General features: G+C 60.0%; 26 protein-coding genes. 16 read left to right on the top strand and 10 right to left on the bottom strand.

The features are described from left to right. Positions 1-516: 516 nt before the first annotated feature. The 3 genes from GTQ41_RS07620 to GTQ41_RS07610 all read left to right on the top strand — a co-directional run bounded on the left by GTQ41_RS07620 (position 517) and on the right by GTQ41_RS07610 (position 5,737). Positions 517-1,875 carry a TolC family outer membrane protein gene (locus GTQ41_RS07620; RefSeq protein WP_047292413.1) on the top strand — a complete coding sequence of 453 codons (1,359 nt, stop codon included), beginning with the start codon at positions 517-519 and terminating at the stop codon, positions 1,873-1,875. Positions 1,876-2,015: 140 nt separating this feature from the next. After that, positions 2,016-4,178 (top strand): type I secretion system permease/ATPase, encoded by a 2,163-nt coding sequence (locus tag GTQ41_RS07615; RefSeq protein ID WP_047292411.1) that lies wholly within the window; start codon positions 2,016-2,018, stop codon positions 4,176-4,178. Between the two features lie 197 nt (positions 4,179-4,375). Beyond that, positions 4,376-5,737 (top strand): HlyD family type I secretion periplasmic adaptor subunit, encoded by a 1,362-nt coding sequence (locus tag GTQ41_RS07610; RefSeq protein WP_047292409.1) that lies wholly within the window; start codon positions 4,376-4,378, stop codon positions 5,735-5,737. A 144-nt stretch (positions 5,738-5,881) separates the two neighbouring features. On the opposite strand, the gene GTQ41_RS07605 is transcribed toward GTQ41_RS07610, so the two are convergent. Together GTQ41_RS07605 and GTQ41_RS07600 are read right to left on the bottom strand one after the other, a co-directional pair. After that, positions 5,882-6,478 (bottom strand): tRNA-uridine aminocarboxypropyltransferase, encoded by a 597-nt coding sequence (locus GTQ41_RS07605; protein WP_047292407.1) that lies wholly within the window; start codon positions 6,476-6,478, stop codon positions 5,882-5,884. Between the two features lie 5 nt (positions 6,479-6,483). After that, positions 6,484-7,377: a LysR family transcriptional regulator gene (locus GTQ41_RS07600; protein ID WP_007956593.1), complete on the bottom strand. Its 894-nt coding sequence runs from the start codon at positions 7,375-7,377 to the stop codon at positions 6,484-6,486. A gap of 323 nt (positions 7,378-7,700) precedes the next feature. On the opposite strand from GTQ41_RS07600, the gene speB reads away from it, so the two are divergent. The 5 genes from speB (at position 7,701) to GTQ41_RS07575 (ending at position 13,291) form a co-directional block, all read left to right on the top strand. Next, positions 7,701-8,651, top strand: coding sequence for an agmatinase (gene speB / locus GTQ41_RS07595; protein WP_003222717.1), 951 nt, complete (start codon positions 7,701-7,703; stop codon positions 8,649-8,651). 10 nt (positions 8,652-8,661) lie between these two features. Then, positions 8,662-9,084 (top strand): nuclear transport factor 2 family protein, encoded by a 423-nt coding sequence (locus GTQ41_RS07590; protein ID WP_047292404.1) that lies wholly within the window; start codon positions 8,662-8,664, stop codon positions 9,082-9,084. Positions 9,085-9,139: 55 nt separating this feature from the next. After that, on the top strand, positions 9,140-10,651 hold the full coding sequence (locus GTQ41_RS07585; protein ID WP_047292402.1) for a cytosine permease: 1,512 nt from the start codon (positions 9,140-9,142) through the stop codon (positions 10,649-10,651). A gap of 185 nt (positions 10,652-10,836) precedes the next feature. Further along, positions 10,837-12,216 carry a sodium:solute symporter gene (locus GTQ41_RS07580; RefSeq protein ID WP_041070225.1) on the top strand — a complete coding sequence of 460 codons (1,380 nt, stop codon included), beginning with the start codon at positions 10,837-10,839 and terminating at the stop codon, positions 12,214-12,216. A 349-nt stretch (positions 12,217-12,565) separates the two neighbouring features. Further along, entirely contained in the window at positions 12,566-13,291 is a 726-nt protein-coding gene (locus tag GTQ41_RS07575; protein WP_047292400.1) for an MBL fold metallo-hydrolase, read from the top strand. 107 nt (positions 13,292-13,398) lie between these two features. Here GTQ41_RS07575 and GTQ41_RS28780 read toward each other — a convergent pair whose 3' ends face one another. Both GTQ41_RS28780 and GTQ41_RS07570 read right to left on the bottom strand, forming a co-directional pair. Next, positions 13,399-13,527: a PA1414 family protein gene (locus tag GTQ41_RS28780; RefSeq protein WP_003184145.1), complete on the bottom strand. Its 129-nt coding sequence runs from the start codon at positions 13,525-13,527 to the stop codon at positions 13,399-13,401. A 142-nt stretch (positions 13,528-13,669) separates the two neighbouring features. Then, positions 13,670-14,563 carry a LysR family transcriptional regulator gene (locus GTQ41_RS07570; protein ID WP_047292641.1) on the bottom strand — a complete coding sequence of 298 codons (894 nt, stop codon included), beginning with the start codon at positions 14,561-14,563 and terminating at the stop codon, positions 13,670-13,672. 104 nt (positions 14,564-14,667) lie between these two features. Between GTQ41_RS07570 and GTQ41_RS07565 the strand changes: the two genes are divergently transcribed. Beyond that, the gene (locus tag GTQ41_RS07565; RefSeq protein ID WP_047292398.1) at positions 14,668-15,849 is read left to right on the top strand and encodes an MFS transporter; all 1,182 of its coding nucleotides are present in this window, start codon (positions 14,668-14,670) and stop codon (positions 15,847-15,849) included. Here GTQ41_RS07565 and GTQ41_RS07560 read toward each other — a convergent pair. From GTQ41_RS07560 to GTQ41_RS07550, 3 genes are all read right to left on the bottom strand, one after another. Further along, positions 15,794-16,726, bottom strand: a complete 933-nt coding sequence (locus tag GTQ41_RS07560) for a DMT family transporter (RefSeq protein ID WP_047292396.1) — start codon at positions 16,724-16,726, stop codon at positions 15,794-15,796. The genes GTQ41_RS07565 and GTQ41_RS07560 overlap by 56 nt on opposite strands. 267 nt (positions 16,727-16,993) lie before the next feature. Continuing rightward, on the bottom strand, positions 16,994-17,398 hold the full coding sequence (locus GTQ41_RS07555) for a DUF2177 family protein (protein ID WP_047292394.1): 405 nt from the start codon (positions 17,396-17,398) through the stop codon (positions 16,994-16,996). Positions 17,399-17,500: 102 nt separating this feature from the next. After that, positions 17,501-18,337 (bottom strand): S1 RNA-binding domain-containing protein, encoded by an 837-nt coding sequence (locus tag GTQ41_RS07550; protein WP_041070234.1) that lies wholly within the window; start codon positions 18,335-18,337, stop codon positions 17,501-17,503. A 350-nt stretch (positions 18,338-18,687) separates the two neighbouring features. Between GTQ41_RS07550 and GTQ41_RS07545 the strand changes: the two genes are divergently transcribed. The 3 genes from GTQ41_RS07545 (at position 18,688) to GTQ41_RS07535 (ending at position 20,739) form a co-directional block, all read left to right on the top strand. After that, entirely contained in the window at positions 18,688-18,876 is a 189-nt protein-coding gene (locus GTQ41_RS07545) for a hypothetical protein (RefSeq protein ID WP_016985943.1), read from the top strand. A gap of 206 nt (positions 18,877-19,082) precedes the next feature. After that, entirely contained in the window at positions 19,083-19,802 is a 720-nt protein-coding gene (locus tag GTQ41_RS07540) for a TorF family putative porin (RefSeq protein WP_047292392.1), read from the top strand. Between the two features lie 70 nt (positions 19,803-19,872). Beyond that, on the top strand, positions 19,873-20,739 hold the full coding sequence (locus GTQ41_RS07535; protein ID WP_047292390.1) for a DUF6279 family lipoprotein: 867 nt from the start codon (positions 19,873-19,875) through the stop codon (positions 20,737-20,739). 81 nt (positions 20,740-20,820) lie between these two features. On the opposite strand, the gene GTQ41_RS07530 is transcribed toward GTQ41_RS07535, so the two are convergent. Continuing rightward, positions 20,821-21,213 (bottom strand): hypothetical protein, encoded by a 393-nt coding sequence (locus GTQ41_RS07530; RefSeq protein WP_047292388.1) that lies wholly within the window; start codon positions 21,211-21,213, stop codon positions 20,821-20,823. Positions 21,214-21,397: 184 nt separating this feature from the next. Between GTQ41_RS07530 and GTQ41_RS07525 the strand changes: the two genes are divergently transcribed. The 3 genes from GTQ41_RS07525 (at position 21,398) to GTQ41_RS07515 (ending at position 23,132) form a co-directional block, all read left to right on the top strand. Further along, entirely contained in the window at positions 21,398-21,673 is a 276-nt protein-coding gene (locus GTQ41_RS07525; protein ID WP_047292386.1) for a hypothetical protein, read from the top strand. A gap of 262 nt (positions 21,674-21,935) precedes the next feature. Further along, positions 21,936-22,520, top strand: a complete 585-nt coding sequence (locus GTQ41_RS07520; RefSeq protein WP_047292384.1) for a papain-like cysteine protease family protein — start codon at positions 21,936-21,938, stop codon at positions 22,518-22,520. Between the two features lie 12 nt (positions 22,521-22,532). Further along, the gene (locus GTQ41_RS07515) at positions 22,533-23,132 is read left to right on the top strand and encodes a hypothetical protein (protein ID WP_047292382.1); all 600 of its coding nucleotides are present in this window, start codon (positions 22,533-22,535) and stop codon (positions 23,130-23,132) included. A 63-nt stretch (positions 23,133-23,195) separates the two neighbouring features. Here GTQ41_RS07515 and GTQ41_RS07510 read toward each other — a convergent pair whose 3' ends face one another. Further along, entirely contained in the window at positions 23,196-24,536 is a 1,341-nt protein-coding gene (locus GTQ41_RS07510; RefSeq protein WP_041070247.1) for a DEAD/DEAH box helicase, read from the bottom strand. 191 nt (positions 24,537-24,727) lie between these two features. Here GTQ41_RS07510 and GTQ41_RS07505 point away from each other — a divergent pair, with 191 nt between their 5' ends. Continuing rightward, a complete protein-coding gene (locus tag GTQ41_RS07505) occupies positions 24,728-26,026 on the top strand; it encodes a mechanosensitive ion channel family protein (protein WP_047292380.1) in 1,299 nt (432 codons plus the stop codon). Positions 26,027-26,117: 91 nt separating this feature from the next. On the opposite strand, the gene GTQ41_RS07500 is transcribed toward GTQ41_RS07505, so the two are convergent. Next, the gene (locus GTQ41_RS07500; RefSeq protein ID WP_007965993.1) at positions 26,118-26,975 is read right to left on the bottom strand and encodes a carboxylate/amino acid/amine transporter; all 858 of its coding nucleotides are present in this window, start codon (positions 26,973-26,975) and stop codon (positions 26,118-26,120) included. Positions 26,976-26,981 lie beyond the last annotated feature (6 nt).

Below are 26,981 nucleotides of genomic sequence, written 5' to 3'. Positions count from 1 at the left end.
GCCGAACACCGTCGGCACTGGTTCGCGAAGCACGCCCATGGCTCAAGCGGGTTGCCGGGGTGACGCTCGCACCTCGACAGTTCGTTTCGCAGGTAGCGCAAACAAGGAAAGGTCGGTGCTTTCAAGCACTGCGCAATCCTGATCGATGCCGCAAACCCACTAGCGCTACGTAACGGTGGTGAATCACCCGAGTGACAAAAAACCGTCACCCATCTGCCGCTACGCGTCCCTCCCCTTCAGCATTACTTCGCCGTATGTCGCAAAGTGAATGGAACTTTCCTCAAGCCTCTCTGTGCTCCATGAAGCGCATAAACAAAGGCTTTCGTCCTGAACAATGTGCCGATTTTGGCCAAGCGCATAAGTTTTTTTCGGCATAAGCCTTATGAAAATTTTTTCTTAGCTACGCTTCAGGATGTTCTTAGCTCTGTTGTTACAAGAGTGAAACGCTTACACCTTAAATTATCGTCAAATATTTGGCGACAGTAACACACCATCAGGACCAGGGAGATGCACCCCATGCGCGTTTTAACCCCCCTTTGCAGCGCGGTTTTGCTGGCCATGGCTTGCACTTCTCAAGCCCAGGCCATGAACCTGACCGAAGCAATCCAGAGCACCATTGCCACCCACCCGGATCTCGCCTCGCGTGTGGACGCCAAACTGTCGGCCGATGAGCAAGTGAAAGTGGCCAAGGGCGGCTTCTACCCGTCCGTCGACTTGAATGCCGCGTATGGCCGTGGTTACAGCGACAACACCAACACCCGGGCCTTCGGTAATCACCACACCGAAATTCTCAATTACACCCAGTCAGAGCTACGGCTGCGGCAAATGATCTTCGACGGCTTCAACACGGCCAACGAAGTCGAGCGCACCAAGGGCGTGTCCAACTCGCGCGCCTACTACGCGCAGGGCACCGCCCAGGATCTGGCGCTGCGTACCATCGAGGTCTACCTCGAAGTGCTCAAGCGGCGTGAATTGGTGACCCTGGCCAAGAACAACCTGCAAGCGCACCTGCGCGTGAATGATCAGATCGGCCTGCGCACCCAACGCGGCATCGGCAGTACCGCCGACTCCGATCAATCGGTCGCCCGTAAGGCGCTGGCGCAAAACAACCTCGACACCGCCGAAGTCGATCTGGCCGACGCCGAATCGAACTTCTACGCCGTGGTCGGACGCATGCCCGATGAACTCGAAGCGCCACCGTCGACCCGCGGCGAAATCCCCACCAGCCTGCCGGAAGCCCAGCAGAGCATGGTCGAGAACAACCCGTACCTGAAATCCGCGCAGGCGGACGTGCAGTCAGCCGAGAGCCAGTACGAAGTTGCCAAGTCGCCGTTCTATCCTCGTTTCGATGCCGAAGCGGCGGTGGGTGCGAACAACAACGTGCAAGGCGATGAGGGCCACGACAACGAATGGCGCGTGGGCGTGATCATGAACTACAACCTGTTCCGTGGCGGCAGCGACAAGGCCCGTCTGGCGTCCGATGCGCACCAGATCAACCAGGCGATGGACATCCGCAACAACGCCCTGCGCCAGTTGAACGAGAACATTCACCTGGCCTGGAACGCCATGGTCAACGCGAACAAACAGACCCCGACCGCCCGTGAATACGCCGAGACCACCAAACGCGTGCGCGCGGCGTATCAGGATCAGTTCGGCCTCGGCCAACGCACCCTGCTCGACTTGCTCGACAGTGAAAACGAGCTCTACAACGCCAACCGCCGCTACACCGAAATCCGTTACACCGAGGAATATTCGATGTACCGCGTGCTGGCGAACATGGGCCAGTTGCTGAGCAAGCAACGGGTGGTGCTGCCGGCGGATGCGATTGCGGCGACCGAGGTCAAAAACGAAGCGCGCCTGCCTGAGCTGAAATGAAGTAACCCCTGTAGGAGCTGCCGAAGGCTGCGATCTTTTGATCTTGATCTGCAACAGCAAAATCAAAAGATCGCAGCCTGCGGCAGCTCCTACAGGGGAGATGTGTCGATAGCCGAGTCCGTTCAACAGGGGCGATCAATATGACCAGCATGGCCGAAGGCGGACACACCGGAATCGATCCGCGGCTGAGCTTCGATGACCCGTTACTCGACGGTCTGTTGATCCTCTGCAAGCTCCACGGCGCGACGGTCAGTCGCGCCAGCCTGAGTGCCGGGCTGCCCCTGAACAAGCAACGCCTGAGCCTGGACCTGCTGCCCCGTGCAGCCGCCCGGGCCGGTTTGCAGGCGCGCCTGTTGCGGCGTGAACTGAAGGATATTTCTGCACTGAATCTGCCGATCCTGTTGCTGCTCAAGGATGGGCGCACCGCCGTCCTGCGGCGTTTTGGCGATGACGGCAGGGCGCTGATCCTGCCCAGCGAAGCCGATGGCGGCGAGCAATGGGTCGAGCGCGAAGAACTCGCCGAACACTACAGCGGCCAGGCCTTGTTCGCCCGTCCGCGCCACGAACTCGAAGACTTGCGTTCACCGCTGGTGCCACGGGTGCATGCCTGGTTTCGCGACACGCTGAAGCTGTCGAAATGGCTGTACAGCGATGCAATTCTCGCCAGTTTCCTGATCAATTTGCTGGGCCTGATGGTGCCGCTGTTCGTCATGCAGACCTACGACCGCGTGGTGCCGAATCAGGCCACCTCGACCTTGTGGGTGTTGGCGATCGGCCTGCTGATCGGCACCGGTTTCGAACTGGTGCTGCGGGTGGTGCGCGCGCATCTGCTCGATACCGCCGGCAAGAAAACCGATGTGATCCTTTCCGCGACGTTATTCGAGCGCATCACCGGCATGTCGATGAAAGCGCGGCCGGCGACCATCGGCGGTTTCGCCCAGAGCATTCATGACTTTCAGGGCCTGCGCGAATTCCTCACCGCCGTGACCCTGACCAGCCTGATTGATCTGCCCTTTGTGGTATTGATGCTGGTGGTGATCGGCTTGCTCGGCGGCTGGCTGGTGGTGATTCCGCTGCTGGCGTTTCCGATCACGATCATTTTTGCCCTGGCGATTCAGGTGCGCCTACGCGACACCGTGCAAAAAAGCCTGAGTCTCGGCGCCGAACGGCAGGCGCTGCTGATCGAAACCCTCGGCGGCCTGGAAACCCTCAAGGCCTGCAGCGCCGAAAGCGAGCGCCAGCACAAATGGGAAAGCACCCACGGCGCCCTCACCCGCCTCGACAGCCATGCGCGCAACCTCTCGGCGCTGGCGACCAACGGCACACTGTTCATCCAACAGTTCTCGGGGATGGCGACGATTGTTGCCGGGGTCTACAGCATCATCGCCGGCAACCTCAGCGTCGGTGCGCTGGTGGCCAGCTACATGCTCGGCAGCCGTGTGCTCGCGCCACTGGGACAGATCGCCGGGCTGATCACCCGCTATCAGCAAGCGCAACTGACCATGAAAAGCACCGACGCGCTGATGGGCCTGCCGCAGGAGCGTGACGGCAAGCAGCGGCCACTGGAACGCACACAGCTACAAGGTGCGCTGGACGTCAGTGGCGTGACCTTTCACTACAACGGTCAGAATGCACCGGCGCTGGGCAACGTCAGCTTCAGCATGAAACCCGGCGAGCGGATCGGCATCATCGGTCGCAGCGGCTCGGGCAAAAGCACATTGGCGCGGCTGTTGATGGGCTTCTATGAACCCGAGGAAGGCCAGTTGCTGCTCGACGGCCTCGACCTGCGGCAACTGGATGTCGCCGACCTGCGCCAGCAGATCGGTTACGTCGCCCATGACCTGCCGCTGTTGGCCGGCAGCCTGCGCGACAACCTGACCCTCGGCGCCCGCTACATCAGCGACTCGCGCATGCTCGAAGTCGCTGAACTGACCGGCGTTACCGAACTGGCGCGGCAGCATCCGCAAGGTTTCGACCGGCCGGTGGGCGAGCGCGGACAACTGCTCTCCGGTGGCCAGCGCCAGGCAGTGTTGCTGGCCCGGGCGCTGCTGCTCGACCCGCCGATCATGCTGCTCGACGAACCCACCAGCGCCATGGACAACAGCAGCGAAGACCTGCTGCGCCAGAAGCTGCACGGCTGGGTGCAAGGCAAGACCCTGCTGCTGGTCACCCACCGCACCTCGATGCTGAGCCTGGTGGACCGGTTGCTGGTCCTGGACAACGGCCGGGTCGTCGCCGACGGCCCGAAAGAAGCGGTCATCGATGCACTGCGCAAGGGCCGCGTCGGTTCGGCGGCGGTCTAGATGCGCGCACATAATTTTATGGCTCTCACAAAACCTGTGGCGAGGGGATTTATCCCCGATGGGCTGCGCAGCGGCCCCAAAGGCTCTGAGGGCGCTTCGCACCCTATCGGGGATGAATCCCCTCACCACAAGTAAGTGTTACGGGCGACGCATGGGTAGTGCGGTTTGATGTTTTATTAACTGAGGGGTATCGCCCCATGTCTGCATCTTCAGGTAGCAAATCACGCGGTTACTTCGACAGTTTCGGCAAAAGCGCCGAAGCCGAGTTCATGCCGGAAACCGCCGGCGCGACGCTGCAGGATTCGCCGCGCTGGTCGCGGATCACCGTATGGCTGGCGGCAGCGCTGTTGATCAGCGCGCTGGTCTGGGCCAAGTTCGCGGTGCTTGAAGAAGTGACCATGGGCGAAGGCAAGGCGATTCCGTCGAGCAAGGTTCAGGTGATCCAGAACCTTGAGGGCGGGATCGTCACCGAGATTTTCGTGCGTGAAGGGCAAATGGTGAACAAGGGCGACAAACTGTTGCGCCTGGATGACACGCGGTTTCTGTCGAACAAGGGCGAGAGCGAGGCCGACCGTTATGCATTGATGGCGCAGGTCGAACGTTTGTCGGCTGAAGCTGAAGGGCGGCCGATGAAACTCTCGGACGAAGTCGTCAGCAAGGCGCCGCAAGTGGCAGAAGACGAACGCGCGTTGTACGACCAGCGCCAGCGTCGACTGGCCAGCGAACAACGCACCCTCACTGAACAGCTGCGGCAGAAAACCCAGGAACTGGCGGAGTTTCGTTCCAAGCAAGGTCAGTACAGCTCCAGCCTTGCGCTGTTGCAACAAGAGATGAACATGTCGTCGCCCCTGGTTGGCACCGGCGCCGTATCGCCAGTGGAAATCCTGCGACTCAAACGCAGCGCGGTGGAGATTCGCGGTTCGCTGAATGCGACGACTCTGGCGATCCCACGGGCGGAATCGGCAATCAACGAGATCAAGAGCAAGATCGACGAATCGGAACAGACCTTCCGCTCCGACGCGGCCAAAGACCTCAATCAGAAACGCACCGACCTGTCGAAAATCACCGCCTCGAGCATCGCCATCGACGACCGCGTCAGCCGCACCACCGTGACCTCGCCGGTGCACGGGGTCATCAAGCAGCTCAAGGTCAACACCATCGGTGGCGTGGTGCAGCCAGGCAGCGACATGGTCGAAATCGTGCCGCTGGAGGACAACCTGCTGATCGAAGCCAAGGTGCGTCCGCAAGACGTCGCGTTTCTGCATCCGGGCCAGAAAGCCATGGTCAAGTTCAGTGCCTATGACTACACGATCTACGGCGGGCTGAGCGCAAAACTGGAGCTGATTGGCGCCGACACGATTACCGATGACAAGGGCAACAGCTTCTACCTGATTCAGGTGCGCACCGATAAAAACCATTTGGGCGGCGATGTGAAACCGCTGCTGATCATCCCGGGGATGGTGGCGACGGTAGACATTATTACCGGGGAGAAAAGTGTGCTGGATTACCTGCTGAAACCGGTGCTCAAAGCCCGGACTGAGGCGATGCGCGAGCGGTAGAAGTTTCTGGATTTGGTGGTGAATTGACTGGCCTCATCGCTGGCAAGCCAGCTCCCACAGTGTCCGTGTCGAACACAAAATCTGCGAACACATCAGAACCTGTGGGAGCTGGCTTGCCAGCGATGGGGCCAGCCCAGACATCAACTATCTGTCGCCATGATTGCGCTGAAAAACCTCCTCCCCCATCGCCGCAATCTGCCCCTCGATCAACGCTTCGAACGGCTTGAGCAACGGCGCAAACGTCGTCGGCGCTTCGAGGGTTTCCAGCGCCTGCACGATCGCCTCAATCGTCGACAACGCCCCCGGCCCCGGCGCTTTGCGCAACCGGTAGCGCGATACCCCGCCCGCCGCCAGCGTCACCCGCGGCAACGCCGCCAGCAACGGATTGAGATGAAGCATCTTGCGCGCCTTGCGCCAGGTGCCGTCCGGCACCACCAGCAACAACGGTTCTTCGGACTCACGGTAAGCCTGCAGCGGCTGCGCATCGTCGGCGGGAAACAGCAACCGGGCCTGATACCCCGGCCGATTGAGCAGCGCCGGCAGATCCTCGAAGACCTCGCCGACAATCAGCTCGGCGTTGGGCAGACCCAGCGCCGCCAGCCGCGCAGTATTCAACGCATGGTTAACCTCGCTCGGATGCTGCAACAGCAGAATGCGGGTGCGGCTGTCGAGGCGTGGGATCAGCGAGCACAGGCAGTGAGTTTGTGGGCGCAGGCAGCGCGGGCATTGGGGTCTGGACATGTTCTTCAGGCCTGATTGAGCTGTGCTTTGAGCAAATCACGGAAGGTCTGGATCAGCGGTTCGCGGCTGCGGCCCCGGCGCATGATCATCGAAAACGGCGCCTGATAACCGAAGGTCGCCGGCAGCAACACGCGCAAGTCTCCTTTGTCGGCCCAGGCCTGAGCGTAGTGTTCCGGCAGGTAACCGATGTAGGCGCCGGACAGCACCAGAATCAGCTGTGCCTCCATACTTTCCACAGTCGCCGCGCTGTGTTTGAAACCGTGGCGCGCCAGTTCCGCCTGACTCCAATAACCACGGCCGACCATGCGTTGCTGGGTGATGACCTGTTCGGGAATCCGCCGCTCGTTGAACAACGGATGGCGGCTGCTGCAGTACAGCCAGTGCTGCTCGCGGTACAGCGGCATGTACACCAGGCCGCTCATGCGAGTGGAGAACGCGCCGATGGCCAGATCGAGGCGGTTGTCCTGCACACCGAGTTGCAGTTCGTAGGGGCTCATCACCGACAAGTGCAAATGCACCGCCGGGTGCTCCTGGCTGTAAGCGCCGATAGCTTCGGCGAACGGCAAGGCCTTGTCGCTGACGGTGGAGTCGATCACCCCGAGATTGAGCGTACCGCGCAGTTCGCCCTTGAGTGCAGCAGCGTATTGCTCGAAACCTTCAAGTTCGGCCAGCAGGCGCAGGGTTTCCTGATGGAACAGCTCGCCCTTGCTGGTCAGGCTGAACCCGCCCCGCCCGCGATGACACAACACCAGACCAAGCGCGGCTTCGAGCTGGCTCATGTAGGTGCTGATCGCCGAGGTCGACAGGTTGAGTTCCTGCTGCGCGTTGGCAAAACCTTGATGCCGGACCACGCTGACGAAGATGCGCAATAGTTTCAGGTCGGGTAAAGCGTTGGCCATCAGGTACTCCAAAAACCATTTGAACTCGCCGATCCCTGTAGGAGCTGCCGCAGGCTGCGATCTTTTGATCTTGATTTCTGGCAGCCTCGAAGGCGCCGAAAATCAAAAGATCGCAGCCTTCGGCAGCTCCTACAGGGTGATTCGGCGGCGGGAGAAGTCTAGCTCGGGCATCGCCATTAGTTTAGAAAAATCTGAACTAAGTTTTTGCCCGTAGCGATTCTTCCGCCGCACTACATTTCGCAGAATCGGCCCCACAGCGGCGTCCGAACCTGTGCTCGACGGTGCGCCGACATAAATAAAACAAAGACGATGAGGCCCTACCCGTGGACAAGATTCTTCACCAACCACTGGGCGGCAACGAAATGCCGCGCTTCGGCGGCATCGCCACCATGCTCCGACTCCCCCATGTACCGACCGCTGCCGGCCTGGACGCTGCTTTCGTTGGCGTGCCACTGGACATCGGTACTTCGCTGCGCCCCGGCACCCGCTTCGGGCCGCGCGACATCCGCACCGAATCGGTGATGATCCGTCCGTACAACATGGCCACCGGCGCCGCGCCGTTCGACTCGCTGTCGGTCGCCGACATCGGTGACGTGGCGATCAACACCTTCAACCTGCTCGACGCCGTGCGCATCATCGAAGAAGCCTACGACAACATCCTCGAGCACAACGTGATCCCGATGACCCTGGGTGGCGACCACACCATCACCCTGCCGATCCTGCGCGCCATCCATAAAAAGCACGGTAAGGTCGGTCTGGTGCACATCGATGCCCATGCTGACGTCAACGATCACATGTTCGGCGAGAAGATTGCCCACGGCACGACCTTCCGTCGCGCCGTCGAAGAAGGTCTGCTGGACTGCGACCGCGTGGTGCAGATTGGTTTGCGCGCGCAGGGTTACACCGCTGACGACTTCAACTGGAGCCGCGATCAGGGTTTCCGCGTGGTGCAGGCCGAAGAGTGCTGGCACAAATCGCTGGCACCGCTGATGGCCGAAGTGCGCGAGAAAGTCGGCGGCGGCCCGGTGTACCTGAGCTTCGACATCGACGGTATCGACCCGGCCTGGGCACCAGGCACCGGCACCCCGGAAATCGGTGGTCTGACGACCATTCAGGCGATTGAAATCGTGCGCGGCTGTCAGGGCCTCGACCTGATCGGCTGCGATCTGGTAGAAGTCTCGCCCGCTTACGACACCACCGGCAACACCTCGCTGCTGGCCGCCAACCTTCTGTACGAAATGCTCTGCGTACTGCCGGGCGTGGTCCACCGCTGAGGGGTCGGCCATGAACGAACGTGATCAGGTGTTGAAAGCGGCGGCCGATCTGGTGTCCGCCTTCGCGCGTAACGATCGCGAAGCTTACTTCGGCGCGTTCAGCGCCGATGCAAGTTTCGTGTTTTACACCCTCGAACAGCCGCTGCTGTCGCGCGATGCCTATCAGGCGTTGTGGGACAGCTGGCGCGCCGAGGATGGCTTTGAAGTGCTGTCGTGCACTTCAAGCAACGCTTTCGTCAGCCTGCAAGGTGACGTGGCGGTGTTTATCCATGACGTGGCCACCGAGCTGCGCATGCAAGGGGAGCAACACTTCAGCCAGGAGCGCGAGACGATTGTTTTCAGGAAACAAGCGTCGAGCCTAGAACAACAAGGCCATTGGCTGGCCTGCCACGAACATTTGTCCGCAATGCCGGAAGGGCTGCCATCCCCTTAGCCAAGACAGGTGACGCTCACGCACGATGAGCGCGCCTTTATGATCGGAGCAGATCATGAATAACAACAACAACGACCAAAGCCTTACGCAAATTGAAACCCACGGGGTCGAACAGATCCCGGACCACGAACGCACCGCAGGCCCGACGGACTTGTTCCGGATGATCTTCGGTGGTTCAAACACCTTTGCCACCGCCGTGCTCGGCAGTTTCCCGGTGCTGTTCGGCCTGTCGTTTCAGGCCGGCGTCTGGGCAATCGTGCTGGGCGTGCTGCTCGGCTCGCTGATCCTCGCACCGATGGGCCTGTTCGGCCCGCTCAACGGCACCAACAATGCCGTGTCCTCCGGCGCGCACTTCGGCGTGCACGGGCGGATCGTCGGCTCGTTCCTGTCGCTGTTGACCGCCATCGCGTTTTTCTCGCTCTCGGTGTGGAGTTCGGGCGATGCATTGATCGGCGGAGCGAAACGCCTGATCGGTCTGCCGGAAACCGACCTGACCCTGGGCCTGGCCTACGGTCTGTTCGCGATTCTGGTGCTGACCGTGTGCATCTACGGCTTCCGCTTTCTGCTGTGGGTGAACAAGATCGCGGTGTGGAGCGCCAGCCTGTTGTTCCTGCTGGGCATCTTCGCCTTCGCCGGTCCTTTCGACGTCAACTACGCCGGCACGGTGAACCTCGGTCAACCGGGCTTCTGGGCGGCGTTCATCGGCGCGGCGCTGGTGGCGATGAGCAACCCGATCTCGTTCGGTGCGTTCCTCGGCGACTGGTCGCGCTACATCCCGCGTGACACCTCCAAGCAGCGGATCATGGCCGCCGTGGTGCTGTCGCAGATCGCCACGTTCATCCCGTTCCTGTTCGGCCTGAGCACCGCGACCATCGTCGCGATCAAGGCGCCGGACTACATCGCGGCGAACAATTATGTGGGTGGTCTGCTGGCGGTATCGCCGAGCTGGTTCTTCCTGCCGGTGTGCCTGATTGCAGTGATCGGCGGCATGTCCACCGGCACCACCTCGCTGTATGGCACCGGGCTGGACATGTCCAGCGTATTTCCACGGGTGCTGTCGCGGGTCAAGGCGACGCTGCTGATCGGCGTGCTGTCGATTGCCTTCATCTTCATCGGGCGCTTTGCGGCGAACCTGGTGCAGAGCGTGTCGACCTTCGCCGTGCTGATCATCACCTGCACCACCCCGTGGATGGTGATCATGATCATCGGCTTGCTGGTGCGTCGCGGCTTCTACTGCCCGGATGACCTGCAGGTGTTCACCCGTGGCGAGCAAGGCGGACGCTACTGGTTCAACCACGGCTGGAACTGGCGTGGTCTGGGTGCATGGATCCCGAGCGCGGCGGTCGGCCTGTGCTTCGTCAATCTGCCGGGGCAGTTCGTCGGCCCGCTGGGCGAGCTGGCCGGCGGCATCGACATCAGCCTGCCGGTAACGCTGGGTCTGGCGTCGGTGGTGTATCTGACGTTGCTGAGCCTGTTCCCGGAACCGCGCGAGGTGTTTGGACCGAAGGATGCGCGCAGCCAAGGCGCGGCGGCGCAAGCAAAATCGGCACTGCGCCAGGCGGCCTGATTCACACAGAAAATTTGAAGGATTGGAGTTCTTGTGGCGAGGGAGCTTGCTCCCGCTCGACTGCGCAGCAGTCGCAATGAAGCTGTTGGGGCCGCTTCGCAGCCCAGCGGGAGCAAGCTCCCTCGCCACAGAGAGGCATTCGATTCAGCTTTCCACATAAAAAAGACAATCGGAGACACGCCATCATGGCTTTGGATTTATTCGTCGTCCTCATCTACGCCGCCGGCATGCTGTTGCTCGGCTACTACGGCATGCGCAAGGCCAAAACCAACGAGGATTTTCTGGTTGCCGGGCGTAACCTGGGCCCGAGCCTGTACATGGGCACCATGGCCGCGACCGTGTTGGGTGGCGCGTCCACCGTCGGCACCGTGCGCTTGGGTTACGTGCACGGGATCTCCGGTTTCTGGCTGTGCGCGGCACTGGGTTGCGGCATCGTCGCGCTGAACCTGTTCCTCGCCAAACCGCTGTTGAAACTGAAGATCTACACCGTTACCCAGGTCCTGGAAAAACGCTACAACCCGATGGCCCGCTCGGCGAGCGCGGCGATCATGCTGGCCTACGCACTGATGATCGGCGTGACCTCGATCCTGGCGATCGGCACCGTGCTGCAAGTGCTGTTCGGCCTGCCCTTCTGGATATCGGTATTGCTCGGCGGTGGCGTGGTGGTGATCTACTCGGCCATCGGCGGCATGTGGTCGCTGACCCTGACCGACATCGTCCAGTTCATCATCAAGACCGTGGGCCTGATGTTCATCCTGTTGCCGATCTGCCTGTACCGCGTCGGCGGCTGGGACGAACTGGTGCTGAAGCTGCCGGCAGCGGCGTTCAACTTCACCACCATCGGCTGGGACACGATCATCACCTACTTCATGATCTACTTCTTCGGCATCCTGATCGGTCAGGACATCTGGCAACGGGTGTTCACCGTCAAGACCGCCAAAGTCGCGCAGTACGCCGGCAGCATCGCCGGTATCTACTGCATCCTCTACGGGCTGGCCTGCGCGCTGATCGGCATGGCTGCGCACGTGCTGATCCCGGACCTGGACAACGTCAACAACGCCTTCGCCGCCATCGTCAAACTGTCGCTGCCGGACGGCATCCGTGGTCTGGTGATCGCTGCTGCTCTGGCGGCGATGATGTCCACCGCCAGCGCCGGCCTGCTCGCCGCGGCCACCACCCTGACCGAAGACCTGCTGCCGAAACTGCGCGGCGGCAAACAGTCGAGCTTAGGCGTCAACCGCCTGTTCACCCTGCTCACCGGTGTGGTGGTGCTGGGTATCGCACTGGTGGTGAATGACGTGATCAGCGCCCTGACCCTGGCCTATAACCTGCTGGTCGGCGGCATGCTGATTCCGCTGATCGGCGCGATCTTCTGGAAACGCGCGACCACCGCCGGCGCCATCGCCAGCATGGGCCTGGGGTTCGCCACCGCGCTGCTGTTCATGTTCAAGGACGGTCTGGATGCGAACACGCCGATCTACTACAGCCTGGCCGTGGGCCTGGTGAGTTTTGTGGTGGTCAGCCTGGTCTCCCCTCGCCCGGCGACGGTGGCGAGTGCGATCTAAACTTTGATGTAACGACTTGATGCTTTCTTCGACGGGTGTGGCACGGGCGTGTCCTCCCTTATTTCCTGCACCGCGTTGCGCCTAAAAGCGAGCCAGGCAAGACGCAGTCCGTAGGTAAGGGTTGTTTCCTTGCCAAGGACTGCAACGCAGCCTGGCTCGCTTTTAGGCACAACCCGGAGGGCCGGAGCTGATGTCGTGCAGGGCTGCGTTGCTCGGAGCTTATTTGGAAAAACCAAACTACGCTCCTCGCGCCTTGCCCTGCACGACATCAGATCCGGCGCGGTGCAGGAAATAAGGGAGGACACGCCCACTTGCCACACCCGTTTTTTTACGTCTGGAGAAATGGTTTATGAAGATCGTTTCGCGCGATCAGTGGTTCGAAGTTCTGAATTTGAGCGATGGCATTCGCCTGATTCACGAGCCGTATATTCGCCCGTTCTACCGCTGCAACCTCTGGCACATCCAGGGCCGCGACAGGGATCTGCTGCTCGACAGCGGTTCGGGACTGGTCAGCCTGCGCGAACAGTTGCCCTGGCTGACTGAACGGCCGCTGGTGGCCGTCGCCAGCCACTGCCACTTCGACCACATCGCCGGGCATCACGAATTCGCCGAGCGCCTGGTGCATCGCGCCGAGGCCGACATCCTCGCCGCGCCGGACGGCGAGAACGATTTGAGCCGGGCCTTTGTCGGCGACGACATGTTCGAAGCACATCCGGACTGTCCGCTGTGCTACGCCGAATACCGGGTGAAGGCCGCGCCGGCCACCGGGTTTGTCGAGGATGGCGATGTGCTGGATCTGGGCAATCGCACCTTGCAGGTGCTGCACACGCCGGGGCATTCACCGGGCGGCATCAGCCTGTATGAAGCGGCGACCGAAACCTTGTTCAGCGGCGACATCATCTACGACGGGCCGCTGATCGAAGACGCCTACCACTCCAATCTGCAGGATTACGCCGCCAGCCTGCGGCGCTTGCAGGCGCTGCCGATCCGCACCGTGCATGGCGGGCATTTCGGCAGTTTTTCCGGTGGGCATTTGCGTTCGATGATTGACGCATGGCTGCGCGGGCACGCTTGAGTTCACCACAAAAGCAAAAGATCGCAGCCTTCGGCAGCTCCTACAGGAAACACATTCCCGTGTAGGAGCTGCCGAAGGCTGCGATCTTTTGATCTTTTATTTGAGCACTACCGCCGGCGAGGCTGACGCCGGCGCTGTTCGTCATCGGTGCGGATCGGTACGGGTTGCAGAGGCGGTTCGATCAAGCCGAGGGCAACACCCAAATCGTGCAGCCAGTTCTGAATTTTCTCTTTCATCGTCATGCCCCCTTCAGGGTAGTGCTGAGCAGCCGGAATTCTGAGGCCGCTTCGCACTGATAATAGTCCGAAGTCCTACGCAATGCTCGGCCAAATCCGCAATGATCTGTTACTGAATTGAACAGAATTAGGATCAGTTGGTTCACGCCGTCTGCCGGGTTTCATTCGCAGCCACGGGATAGAGCGCTTGCTGCTGTTCAATCCAGGCATTGAGGTTGGCCCCGACCATGCCTTTACGCCACATGAGCCATGTTGTCGCACTGGCAAACGGCTCGACCAACGGGTGCACCGCGACGCTTTCACGCCCCGGCAGACTGGCCAGCATCGACTCCGACATCAGCGCCACACCGCTGCCGGCAATCACACAAGCAAGCATGCCCTGATAGGACTCGATCTCCATCGCCCGGCCCATCGCCGCCTGATAGTGAACAAACCACGCCTCCAGCCGCGCGCGATAGGCGCAGCCATGACGGAAGGTGAACACCGCCCTGCCCTCGACGTCCTTGGCGCTATGGATCGGCGGATGATCGGCTTCGCTGATCAGCACCAGACGCTCGTCGCACAGCGGCACGCCGTCGATCCCGGCCAATTGCGGCGGACCGTCCACCAGCGCCGCATCAAGACGCCCGGAGACCAAGCCCTCGAGCAACTCGCCGCTGGGCCCGGACTGCACTTGCAGATTCACCGCCGGGTATTGCTTGTGATATCGCGCCAGCAACGCCGGCAAATGGATCGCCGCGGTGCTGTACAGCGTGCCGAGAACGAAATCCCCGGCCGGCTGCCCGCCCATCACCGCTGCACTGGCCTGATCGCGCAGGGCGAACAGCTTGCCGGTGTAGTCCAGCAGGACTTTTCCCGCAGGCGATAACTGCAAACGCTGACGCTCACGGACGAACAGTTCGACACCCAATTGCTCTTCCAGCTGTTTGAGCCGGGTCGACAGATTGGACGGCACTCGGTGCAGACGCTCGGCGGCGCGGGTGATCGAACCCTCCTCGGCCACCGCCTGAAAGATCCGCAATTGGCTGAATTCCACGCTCATTCTCCACAACAGAACAAGTTGCTCACTATTATTCAATTTTAAAGAAAGTCAATCGGTTCTAGCCTGACGGTCATTGCTCCTCTGAAGGAATCCCGACCATGTCGCCACTGATTCGCTTATCCGCCTGTTTCGTCGCCCTGATGATGGCCATGGGCATCGGGCGTTTCGCCCTCACCCCGCAACTGCCGCACCTGCTCAGCGAAGGTCAGGTCGACCTGACGGCCGCCGGTCTGATTGCTGCGGCCAACTACCTCGGTTACCTGCTGGGCGCGGTGGACGCGATGTTCGCCCACCGTTCGCAGCAAGTGCAGCGCCGGTTACATGGCGGTTTGTGGCTGTGTGTGCTGCTGACCCTGGCATCGTTCTGGGCCAACGGCTTCTGGGCGCATTTGCTGCTGCGCTTCGGCACCGGAGTGGCGAGTGCCTGGGTGCTGGTGATGATCACGGCGCTGAGTCAGCCCTTGGCAGCGGCGGCAGGTCGGCCACGGCTGGGGGCGCTGGTATTTGCCGGCCCCGGACTGGGAATTTTTCTGACCGGGTTGCTGGCACTGTTCTCACATCTGCTGAACCAGACATCTGCCACCTTGTGGCTGATCTATGCCGCCGTGGCGCTGGTGATGTTGCTGGGGATCGTGCGGATCCTGCCGCAACCGGGCGTGCACACGCCGGTCGCCACCCTCAATGCCAGTCACTCGAATCGCGGCATCCCGCGACTGGCGGCGGTGTATGCGCTGTATGGCGTGGGTTACATCATTCCGGCCACGTTCCTTTCGCAAATGGCCAACGCGCAGTTTCACGGGCAATGGCAGGCCGATCTGTTCTGGCCGTGCTTCGGCCTTGGCGCGGCGATTGGCGTGTTGCTGGTGAGCCTGCGTCGCCACGATCCGAACACCACGCGGCACTGGCTGACCGCCACCCTGTGGTTGCAAGCGCTCGGGGTCTTTGCCTGTCTGTTGGGCAGCGGTTATGGCCTGGCGCTGGGGGTAATGTTGTGCGGCATGCCGTTCCTCGCTTGCATGCAACTGGTGATGCAACGCTCGCGGGAACTGGCGCCGCACAGCACCCAGCGCAACGCCGGGCTGCTGACAGCGTGCTTTGCCGTCGGCCAGCTCAGCGGCCCGCTCCTGGCGGCGCTGAGCAGCCATTTCAGCGGCGGCCTGCAACCGGCACTGGTGATCGCCGGCAGCGGTCTGCTGATTGCCGGCGGGCTGGCCTTGCAGTCAGTCAGCGCTGTCCGAGGGCTTGGCGCAAACGCCGACGCACCCACTGTTCAGCGCTGACAAAGGTGATGCCGAGCAATACCAGCACCGCGCCGATGACGAAGTTCACGCTCAATTCTTCACCGAGCAGCAGCACGCCGAACGTGACGCCAAACAGCGGCGTCATGAACGAAAACACCGCCAGATTGGCCGCCAGATAGCGCCGCAGCAGCCAAAACCAGGTCAGGTAACTGAAGAACGACACCACCAGGCCCTGGAACAGCACGCTGGCCACCGCCACGCTGGTCAGACTGACGTGGCTGATCTGGCCGCTGAACAGTGCGATCAACAGCAGGCCGACGAAGCCGACGATCAACTGATAGAACAGAGTCAACGTCACCGGTGCTTCCGACAGCCGTGACGCACGCACCACCACAGTGGTCGCGCCCCAGCAGGCGCCGGCAATGACCCCGAACGCATCGCCCAACAGCATGCGCCGGTCGAGGTTATCCCACGACACGCCGCCGGCGAAGGCGATGGCGATACCGACGAACGCGAGCAGAATTCCCAGCCATTGCAGCGGCCGCAGGCGCTCGCTGGCCAGCAGGAAATGCACGCCCAGCGCGGTGAAAATCGGCGCGGTGTAAAGGAACACCGACATGTGCGCGGCGGTGGTCAGTTGCAGGCCTTCGGCAATGAAGAAGAACTCCAGACCGAACAACGCACCGGCCAGCAGTCCCCCACGCCAGGTGTTGCCCACCTGATCCCAACCGCCCTTCCAGCACAGCAACAGGCCTACCAGCAGCGCAGAAATCCCCGAGCGCCCGGCCGCCTGCATCACCGGCGCGATGTCCGGCGCGGCCCATTTGATCATCACTTGCTGCACGCCCCAGATCAGGCAGAGGCCGATCATCACCTGCAAGGCAAACCCGTCGGCATTGCGCCGCTCGACACTCACCGCAACACCTCAAACACACACAACATGGCAGCCGTCCACTGGTCGAAAATCTGTGCCGGGGATTATCAATCACTCGGGCAGAAAAAGCCGTCTGAAAAAGACTTTGTCTGAGTCAGTAACGTCAGCGGTGAATGGCCATCGGCTGCGCCGCCATTCGCTGGCAAGCCAGCTCCCACAATGACCGGGTCGCTCACTGATTCTTTGTTCGCCACAAAACGCTGTGGGAGTCTGGCTTGCCAGCGATGACGTCAGTTTGATCAACGCAGATCAGGGAGCTGAACTCAGTAGTCGTTTCGTCACCAAAAATCCAACCGAGCAGGCAACAGCCGTGGCAAACGCCCCCCAAGCCCAATCCATCAAACTCACCTGCACCGACCACCCGCGCAATGTCGCCCAGTTAGTCAGGTCATACGTGCCGTACGCCACCAGCCCCAGCAGCGCGCCCATCTTTGCCGCCCGTTGCCAGCTCAGCGCCGGCAACACCACAAATTGCACGCAACCAACAACGTACAGGCAATAAAAAACCGCTGCCGGAACCAGCAGCGGTTTTTCGAGCATCAGCGAACCGAGCAGCTCGCGGTAGGTTGGCGCCATCAGCACGCCGAGCCAGATACCGTCGAGCAATAGAAACGCCACCAGTGTGGCGAGGTAAGCAATCAGCGCTTTCTTCATCTGCAAACCCTCATGTAGGAGCTGCCGCAGGCTGCGATCTTTTGCCTTTGAAGATCAAAAGATCGCAGCCTGCGGCAGCTCCTACATGGGGCCGGCGGTCACTCAGGTTAGTTCAATGCGATCGGCATGAATGACGATCTTGCCTTCCTTGTACAGCGAACCGATGGCCTTCTTGAAGTTGCCCTTGCTGACACCGAACAGACTGCTGATCAACGCCGGATCGCTCTTGTCGCTGACGGCCAGCGTGCCATTGTTTTCACGCAACTTGGCGAGGATCTTCGAGCTCAGGCTGCTCGCCGCTTCCTGGCCAACCGGCTGCAGGCTGAGGCTGATCTTGCCGTCGGCGCGCACTTCCTTGATGAAACCCTTCTCGCGCATGCCGGAGCGCATGAACTTGAAGATTTCATTCTTGTGGATCAAGCCCCAATGCTTGTTGTTGATGATCGCCTTGAAGCCCATGTCGGTGGCTTCAGCCACCAGCAGATCAACTTCCTGCCCGGCGCTGTAGTTGGCCGGGGTCTTGTCGAGGTAGCGATCCAGACGTGCGGTCGCGGTGATGCGGCGCGTGTGTTTATCGAGGTACACGTGCACCACGCAGTACTCGCCAGCGGTCATCTGCCGCTTTTCTTCGGAATACGGCAGCAACAGATCCTTCGGCAAGCCCCAATCGAGAAACACGCCAATGCTGTTGACTTCAACTACTTTCAGGCTGGCAAATTCACCGACCTGAACTTTTGGTTTTTCAGTGGTAGCGAGAAGTTTGTCTTCGCTGTCCAGATAAATAAATACGTTGAGCCAGTCTTCATCTTCGCTGGGAATATCTTTAGGAATATAACGGTTGGGCAAAAGAATTTCGCCGTCGGCACCGCCGTCCAGATATAAACCGAAGTTAGTGTGTTTAACCACTTGCAAACTGTTGTAGCGCCCGACTAAAGCCATTTTCCAAAACCCTCATTGCGTGGCGGCATTCTACCCGGTTTTGCCGGTCTCGTTCGCCGCGCGAGCAGCCGGGCGAAGAAAATCCGCGGGGCACCTTGATTTTCCCGGATTTGGCGCAAGCGACTCGCCATTCGTCAGGCCAGTGCGGCACCTCGCGCAGCGTTTCACGGCTTACCTTTTGCGTAATGAGCAATAAATGTTGTTATTTAAAACAGTGGCTTAGGCGGATATTTCGAATAATTAAGCGAGAATAATCCACCCGCACCCTCAGTTATTCCCGGGGATATTTACCAAGCAATTGTCAAGTTATTCCTGTACGATGCCTGGCCGAGTTACTTTTCTACAGGTTAATGGCCGCCATGCGTGTAAAAGCATCCACCAGCAAAGCAAAGCCAGCTCCAGCCGTTGAAACCAGCGAATCGATCAACGATCAGATCGCGGCGTTTCTCAAGTCCGGCGGTGAAATCCAGCAAATTGCCAAAGGCGTCAGCGGCCAGACGTTCGGCCCGTCCAAGCAGATCAGCCTGGGCAAGAAGTAACACCCGGTAAAACACCCGTCCTGAGACGCTTTGAGCTTCGAAGCGTCTGGACAGGCACCCGCGCAACACCCTCACTCCTGTTTAATCAATCTTTTGAAAATCGACGAACGGCCATCATTGCCGAGCATTCGCCGGTATCCTTGCACGCGTCTGGATCAAGCGTTTCAGCAGGCTCAGCCCTGCCCTCGCTGTTCATGGAGTGACGCATGCTCAAATCAAATTCCTGTTTATTGCTTGTGGGCCTACTGGCCTGCTCGTCGGTGCACGCGCAGATTTTCCAGCGCGAGCTCGGCGACTTCGACCTCAAACTCGGCACCACGCCCAGCCGCAGCATGGCCCAAGGCCTGGTCAAGCCGGCAGCCGTCGGCTCGTTCCACGGCGGACTCGATCTCAGCCACGACAGCGGCCTGTATGTCGGCCAGTACGCACCGAGCATGGGCCTGACCCCGGGCAAGAACCTCGAAATCGACTCCTACATCGGCTTTAAACAACCTTTCGATCAGACCCTCGGCTACGAAGTCGGGATGATCCACTACAGCTATCCCAAGGTCGATACCCTCGATAGCCAGGAGCTGTTCGGCGGCCTGACCCTGCTCGGCAGCCGTTTCGGTATAGCCGTCAGCAACGACCCGGACAAACAGAACAACACGCTGTTCGCCGATCTGGGTGGCAATCAGCCGTTCGGCATCGGGATCAGCATGAAATACACCACCCATCAATTGAACACGCCGGTGTCAGTGGACGGTGGTTATGTCAGCAGTTTTACCGATTGGTCAGTGAAATTTTCCCGGCCGTTCATGGGTGTCGATCTCGACCTGATCTACAGCAATTCCAACCTCAGTGGCAGCGATTGCTCGGCGTATTCCGGGCACAACAGTCAGTGCGACGGACTGGTGACGCTCAAGGCAGAGCGCGCATTCTATTGATCGGCTGAACTGCCGGGAGCATCCTGCGTTCACATGAGAATCAGACGTCAGGCCTCGCAAGGATTCGCCCATGTCTCGCTGGTTCAAACACCTCGCCACCCTGCTGATCTTCACCCTCGCCCTCGGCGCCTGCAGCCGCGTCGGCCTGGCCTACCGCAATCTCGACGTGATCATTCCATGGACGCTTGGCGACTACCTGGACATGAACGGCGAGCAGAAGGACTGGTTCAACGAACGGCTCAAGGAACACCTGAACTGGCACTGCACCACGCAATTGCCGGGCTACCTCGATTGGCTGGACCGTTTGCAGAACATGGTTGAAACCAATCAGGTGACCGACGCGGCACTGCAGGCGCGAACCGAGGAAGCAAAAAAAGCCATTGCCGAAACCGCACGCCAGATCACACCGTCGGCCATCGAATTGCTGCAAGGGCTGGACGACAAGCAAGTCGCCGAGATGAACGATGCGTTTGCCAAGGATCTGCGCAAACGTGAGAAGGAATACGTCAAACCGCCGCTGGCGCAACAGATTGCCGAACGCGGCGCACGCATGGACAAACGCCTGACTGATTGGCTGGGTCCATTGAGCGTCACTCAGGAACAACGGGTAATGGCCTGGTCGACTGCCCTGGGCGATCAGAACACTCAATGGATCGCCAACCGCGCCCACTGGCAGCAACAGTTCAGTAACGCCGTTGCCCAACGCAAAAGTCCGGAATTCCCACAGCGAATCGAGACACTTCTGGTCAACCGCGAGCGTTTATGGACAGCGGATTACCAAAAAGCCTACGCCAACACCGAAGCGCAGGCGCGTTCGCTGGCGGTGGATCTGATGGCCGAGAGTACGCCGCAGCAGCGTCAGCGGTTGCTCAAGAAAATCGAGGGTGTGCGTAAGGACTTCAATGATTTGAAGTGTCTGAAGGCAGTAAAGCAGTAATAGAAGATCAAAAGATCGCAGCCTTCGGCAGCTCCTACAGGGTTATGTGTAGGAGCTGCCGAAGGCTGCGATCTTTTGCTTTCAGGCAATCTGCGCCTTTGAAGCTACTTCATCGAATGTCGCTTCATCCAGCGCATCCTCCTGCTCATCCAGTACTTGCCGAGGATGATCATTGCCGGGAATGCTGCTGTCGATCAGGCTCAGCAGGCTTGATCCGCGTGGCGTCAGAATGAAATTGTTGCCGGTACTGCCTGCGTGATCCGGACGCGGTTCAATAAATCCACGATCAAGCAACAAGCCTTCGTAATCGCAGGCCACCGTTTTCAGGTGATCCAGATTCTCTATCGGCTCGCCTGCACTGGCTTTCTGCGCCGCATAATCCTCTGCGTATTTACGCGGCGCGAAACTTTCGCCTGCACTGTTCTGCACTTCATGCAGCAGGCGTTCAATCAAATCCCAGTTATAAGTCGTCATCCTGATTCAACCTCCGGTGCGCGTGATTGGGGGCGCTGTCATAGGTTGTGACCCGGACGCATCGTAGCCGTTCACCCGCATTTTCCGCAGCGACCGACATGCTGTTTGCGACAACTCTGAACTTTTCGTCGCATCCAGGCCTCCACCCAATAACCCGCCTTAACCGGAACGGAGGCCTGCCCCCATGAAAACCCTGCTCATGCTCACCCTCGCCGTCACCCTCGCCTGCGCCCTGCCGGTCTGGGCCTGTACACCAGAAGAGGCCACCGCCAAACGCGAACAACTGGCCAAGGAAGTGACCAGGCTCACCGAACAGAATCCGGCCAAGGCCAAGGAAATCAATGCCGAGTTGCAAAAGATGGACTTGGGCACGGCCAGTGCAGATTTGCCGGACAAGTGCCAGTTGATTGATCAGCGCTTGAAGGAATTGGGGACGGCTGAGAAAAAAGCCGACAGCTAAAAGCAAGATCAAAAGATCGCAGCCTTCGGCAGCTCCTACACCGAACCCTGTAGGAGCTGCCGAAGGCTGCGATCTTTTGACCCTAAAAATGCATTAATGCATTTATATACTTGCACAAATGCATAGGCAGGCTAAGGTTACCTCGAGCAAGGAGATCGGCACCGTTCATCGCAGATGAAACCCGTTAACCACCGATCGCTCGGCAATACCGCAACACCACCACAAGCTGGACGCTTGTTTTCATTCATGGAGGACTGAAAAAATGTTAACCACTCAAGCCACATCATTCACCGGCGAGAGCCTGCCAAGGTGCCTTGTCGGCCGCCTGCTCGACCCGCAACTGGTCGAGGTTCAAGCCACTGCGCAAACCGCTGCACTGGCCGCTGCCAGCCTCAACTTCAGCATGCAGAAACAGACTCAGACCAACTGGTGCTGGGCCGCTGTTTCCGCTTCGGTCGGCAACTATTACGGCACTGGAAACTGGACCCAATGCGGCGTCGCCAGTACCCAACTGGATCGCAATTGCTGCAGCCAGCCAGGACCGTGCAACGTCTACGGCTATCTGGATTCAGCCCTGCAAACCACCCGCAGCTATAACGGGATGAATCAGGGTTCGCTGCAGATGTCGGCCATTCAGAACCAGATCAACATGGGCCGCCCGGTCGGCCTGCGCTGTGCCTGGTACGGTGGCGGTGCGCACTTCCTGGCGATCTACGGCACCAACGGCAACTACGTGCTGGTCGCCGACTCGATCTACGGTTATTCGACCCGCGCGCTGAACTCATTCCCGGGTTCGTACAACGGCGGCGGCAACTGGACTCACACTTACTTCACCGCGAAAAACTAGGAGGGTGACATCATGCAACTGACTTATCCAAAGGCGCCTTCCAACGGCGTACAGACTTTGCGTCCGGTGCTGCAAGCCGCGCTGCAAACACAGGGTTTCGGCATTAATCGCCAGTTCGCCGCCGCGACACCGGCCAAAGTCAGCCTCAGCGAAGCCTATCGCGGCTACTCGCTGACACTCGACGACTTGAGCCAAGGCAAGGGTCTGAAAGACGCACGTATCGGCGACTGGCATTACCTGGTGTTTGCCGGCGGCGTGAGCATTGCTGATGCGCAACTGGCCGAGGTGCGTGGCCATGTCGAGTTCGCTTCGCTGAACCACGGCACCCGGGCCGCCGACACCGTGGGCGCGTTGAAACTGGCGGAACAGGCGCCGCAATTGCAGGGCAAAACCGTTGAACTGCGCGTGCTGTTTGTCTCGGCGCTGCACGTCGTGGCGATCTGGCTGCATGCGGACGGTGAGGATGTGCTGATCCCGATTGAGCCGACGCCAAAAGAGCTGGGCGACTCGCGGCTGTACAGCGAAGCCGCGCTGCTCGCGCTGCTCAAACCGGCGGCAGATCGCGCCAAACAGCGCTTTGACGCGGACAGCAGCGGACAGTTGGGGAACTGACAAACCCCGCGCATAAAAAAACCCGGACACTGTCCGGGTTTTTTATTGGCCATTTGTGGCGACTTATTCAGCCGCAGGCTCGGCCGGCTTGCGGCGCTTGAGCGGGGCCATGCCATCGCTGCTCACCAGCGAATCCGGCTTCGGCCGATTGGCGCTCTTGCGCTTGGTCGGGGTCTTGGCGGCGGTTTTCTTCTTGTCGCCCTTGGCGTCGGTCTTTTTCTTCTTCACGCCGACAGCTTTGCCCGAGGCCTTGACCTTTTTCGGCCCGCCGTAGGTGCCTTTGACTTCCTTGATGGTGCGGCGCTCGAAGCTCTGCTTCAGGTAGCGCTCGATGCTCGACATCAGGTTCCAGTCGCCATGGCAGATCAGCGAGATCGCCAGACCGTCGTTGCCGGCACGGCCGGTACGACCGATGCGGTGCACGTATTCGTCGCCGCTGCGTGGCATGTCGAAGTTGATCACCAGATCCAGGCCATCCACGTCCAGACCACGGGCCGCGACGTCGGTGGCAACCAGAATCTTCACGCCACCTTGCTTCAGACGATCGATCGCCAGTTTGCGATCCTTCTGGTCTTTCTCGCCGTGCAGCACGAACGCCTTGTATTCCTGAGCCACGAGGCGGCCGTAAATACGGTCGGCCATGGCGCGGGTGTTGGTGAAGACGATGGCCTTCTGGTAAGTCTCATTGGCCAGTAGCCAGTTGACGATCTGCTCTTTGTGCTGGTTGTGGTCGGCAGTGATGATCTGCTGACGAGTGGTCGAGTTCAGCTGGCTGACCGCGTTGAGCTGCAGGTGCTCAGGGTTGTTCAGCACCTTGGCGATCATCTCGCGCAGGCCGGAACCGCCGGTGGTGGCGGAGAACAGCATGGTCTGCTGTCGGTTCGGGCATTCGTCGACCAGACGCTGCACGTCTTCGGCAAAACCCATGTCGAGCATGCGGTCGGCTTCGTCGAGCACCAGCACTTCGACTTCTTTCAAATCAAGGTTGCCGGCGTTAAGTTGCTCGATCATCCGGCCCGGGGTACCGATCAGGATGTCCGGCACCTTGCGCAGCATCGCCGCTTGCACCTTGAAGTCTTCACCGCCGGTGATCAGGCCGGACTTGATGAAAGTGAACTGCGAGAAGCGCTCGACTTCTTTCAGAGTCTGCTGGGCCAGCTCGCGGGTCGGCAGCAGGATCAGGGTCTTGATGCTGACGCGAATCTTCGCCGGGCCGATCAGGCGGTTGAGGATCGGCAGGACAAAAGCGGCGGTCTTGCCACTACCGGTTTGCGCCGTCACCCGCAGGTCACGCCCCTGGAGCGCCAGCGGAATGGCCGCTGCTTGCACAGGCGTTGGCTCGACAAATTTCAGCTCGGCCACGGCTTTGAGCAGGCGTTCGTGCAGGGCGAATTGGGAAAACACGGGTGCTACCTCGAAGATATGCAAAAAAACAGCTGCATAGGTTACCGGTTTCGAGCGCTCAGGCCGAGTTTCTTTATACAAACGGGCGTAATCAGTGGCTTTTTTGTTGCTCGATTTGTCTCCAACGGTAATACACAGCGTCTTAAATGCTCTAATCGCCCATCGCGCCTTACAGAAGAATCGTTGCTCACATGGATTTCAAACAGCTCTGGCTCAACGCCCAAGACCTCTGGGGTGCCCTCGAAAAGCACCCGTTCCTGCAATCCGGCCTGGCGCTGATGCTGCTATTGGTGATCGCGCTGATCCTCGGACGAGTGGCACGCTATCTGATCCTGCACGCCAGCCGCATGCTCGGGCGCCAGCCGGCGCTACACTGGATCAACGACTTTCGCCACAACAAGGTGTTTCAGCGTGTGGCGCAGATGACGCCATCGCTGGTGATCCAGTTCGGTCTGCACCTGGTGCCGGAACTGAGCAAAACCGCGATGACCTTCCTCGGCAACGTGGCGCTGTCCTTCACCATCCTGTTCCTGCTGCTGTCGGTCAGCGCCCTGCTCAATGCGTTGCTGGACATCTATGCGCGCACCGAACACGCGCGCACCCGCTCGATCAAGGGCTATGTGCAACTGGCGAAAATGGTCTTGTACGTGTTTGGCGCGATCATCATCGTCGCCACCCTGATCGACCGTTCGCCGTTGTTGCTGCTGTCCGGTCTGGGTGCGATGTCGGCGGTGATTCTGTTGGTCTACAAGGACACCCTGTTGTCGTTCGTCGCCAGCGTACAGCTGACCAGCAACGACATGCTGCGGGTCGGCGACTGGATCGAAATGCCGCAAGTCGGCGCCGATGGCGACGTGGTCGACATCACCTTGCACACGGTCAAGGTGCAGAATTTCGACAAGACCATCGTCTCGATCCCGACCTGGCGCCTGATGTCCGAATCGTTCCGCAACTGGCGCGGCATGCAACAGTCCGGTGGACGACGGATCAAGCGCAGCCTGTTCATCGACGCCAGCGGCGTGCGCTTCATCCGCGACGATGAAGAAGAAAAGCTCTCTCAGGTGCACCTGCTGACCGCCTACATGGGCCGCAAGAAAGCCGAACTCAAAGCGTGGAACGAGGCGCAGGGTAATGTAGCGGCAATGGCGGCCAATCGTCGGCGCATGACCAACATCGGCACCTTCCGCGCTTATGCACTGGCTTATCTGAAAAGCCATCCCGAGATCCAGCCGAACATGACCTGCATGGTGCGCCAGATGCAGACCACGGCGCAGGGCATTCCGCTGGAAATCTACTGCTTCACGACTACCACGGTGTGGGCCGATTACGAGCGGATTCAGGGGGATATTTTCGATTATCTGCTGGCGGTGCTGCCAGAGTTTGGCTTGAGTCTGTATCAGCAGCCGAGCGGCGGGGATTTGCGTTCGGGGTTGTTGCCGGCGGTGCTGGGTTCGGCGCACATTGCGGAACCGCAAAAACACCTCATGTAACCCACAATTACCGTGTAGGAGCTGCCGCAGGCTGCGATCTTTTGATTTTAAAGATTAAAAGATCGCAGCCTTCGGCAGCTCCTGCACCGGGTCATGCGGTGCGGCGGATACCCAACCGGCTGATCCATACGGCCGCCAGAATGACACTCCCGCCAAGCAAAAGCCTTCCCAGTTCCTCATGCTGATTCCAGATCAGCAGATTCAGCAGCAGCCCCACCGGCACATGCAGGTTGTTCATCACCGCCAGCGTGCCGCCGTTGACCATGCACGCGCCCTTGTTCCACCAGTACATGCCCAGCGCGGTGGAGACCAGGCCGAGAAACAGCAACACGCCCCATTGCAGCGGCGCTTCGGGCAGGAAGTTGGCTTTGCCGAACAGCAGGAATGCCGGCAGCACCACCGCCAGCGCGCCGAGGTAGAAGAAGCCGAAACGCCGGTAATGCGGCAGGTCACTCGGGTGTTTCGCCACCAGATGCTTGTACAGCACCTGGCCGGCGGCGTAGGTGAAGTTGGCCAGTTGCAGCAACAGGAAACCCATGAAGAAATCCGGGTTGATCCGATCAAAACGAATCACTGCCGCACCGCCCACCGCTACCAATGCAGCGACCAGCGCCCATGGATTGAAGCGTCGGTTCAACGCATCTTCGATCAACGTCACATGCAACGGTGTGAGGATGGTGAACAGCAGCACCTCCGGCACCGTCAGCACGCGGAAGCTCAGGTACAGGCAGACATAGGTGATGCCGAACTGCAACGCGCCGATCAGCAGCATGCCGCGCATGAACGCCGGTTCCACCGAACGCCAGCGGGTCAACGGAATAAACACCAGCCCGGCCAGCACCACGCGCACCAGCACCGCGAAGTAGCTGTCGACATGCCCGGCGAGGTACTCGCCGATCAGACTGAAGGAAAACGCCTGGATCAGCGTGACAAAAAGTAGATAGCCCATGGTCGC

The sequence above is a fragment of the Pseudomonas sp. AN-B15 genome (assembly GCF_019056475.1).
Classification (GTDB): Bacteria; Pseudomonadota; Gammaproteobacteria; order Pseudomonadales; family Pseudomonadaceae; genus Aquipseudomonas; species Aquipseudomonas parakoreensis.
Note: the sequence above shows the minus strand (reverse complement) of the source record. Positions and strands in the feature narration are given on the sequence as shown.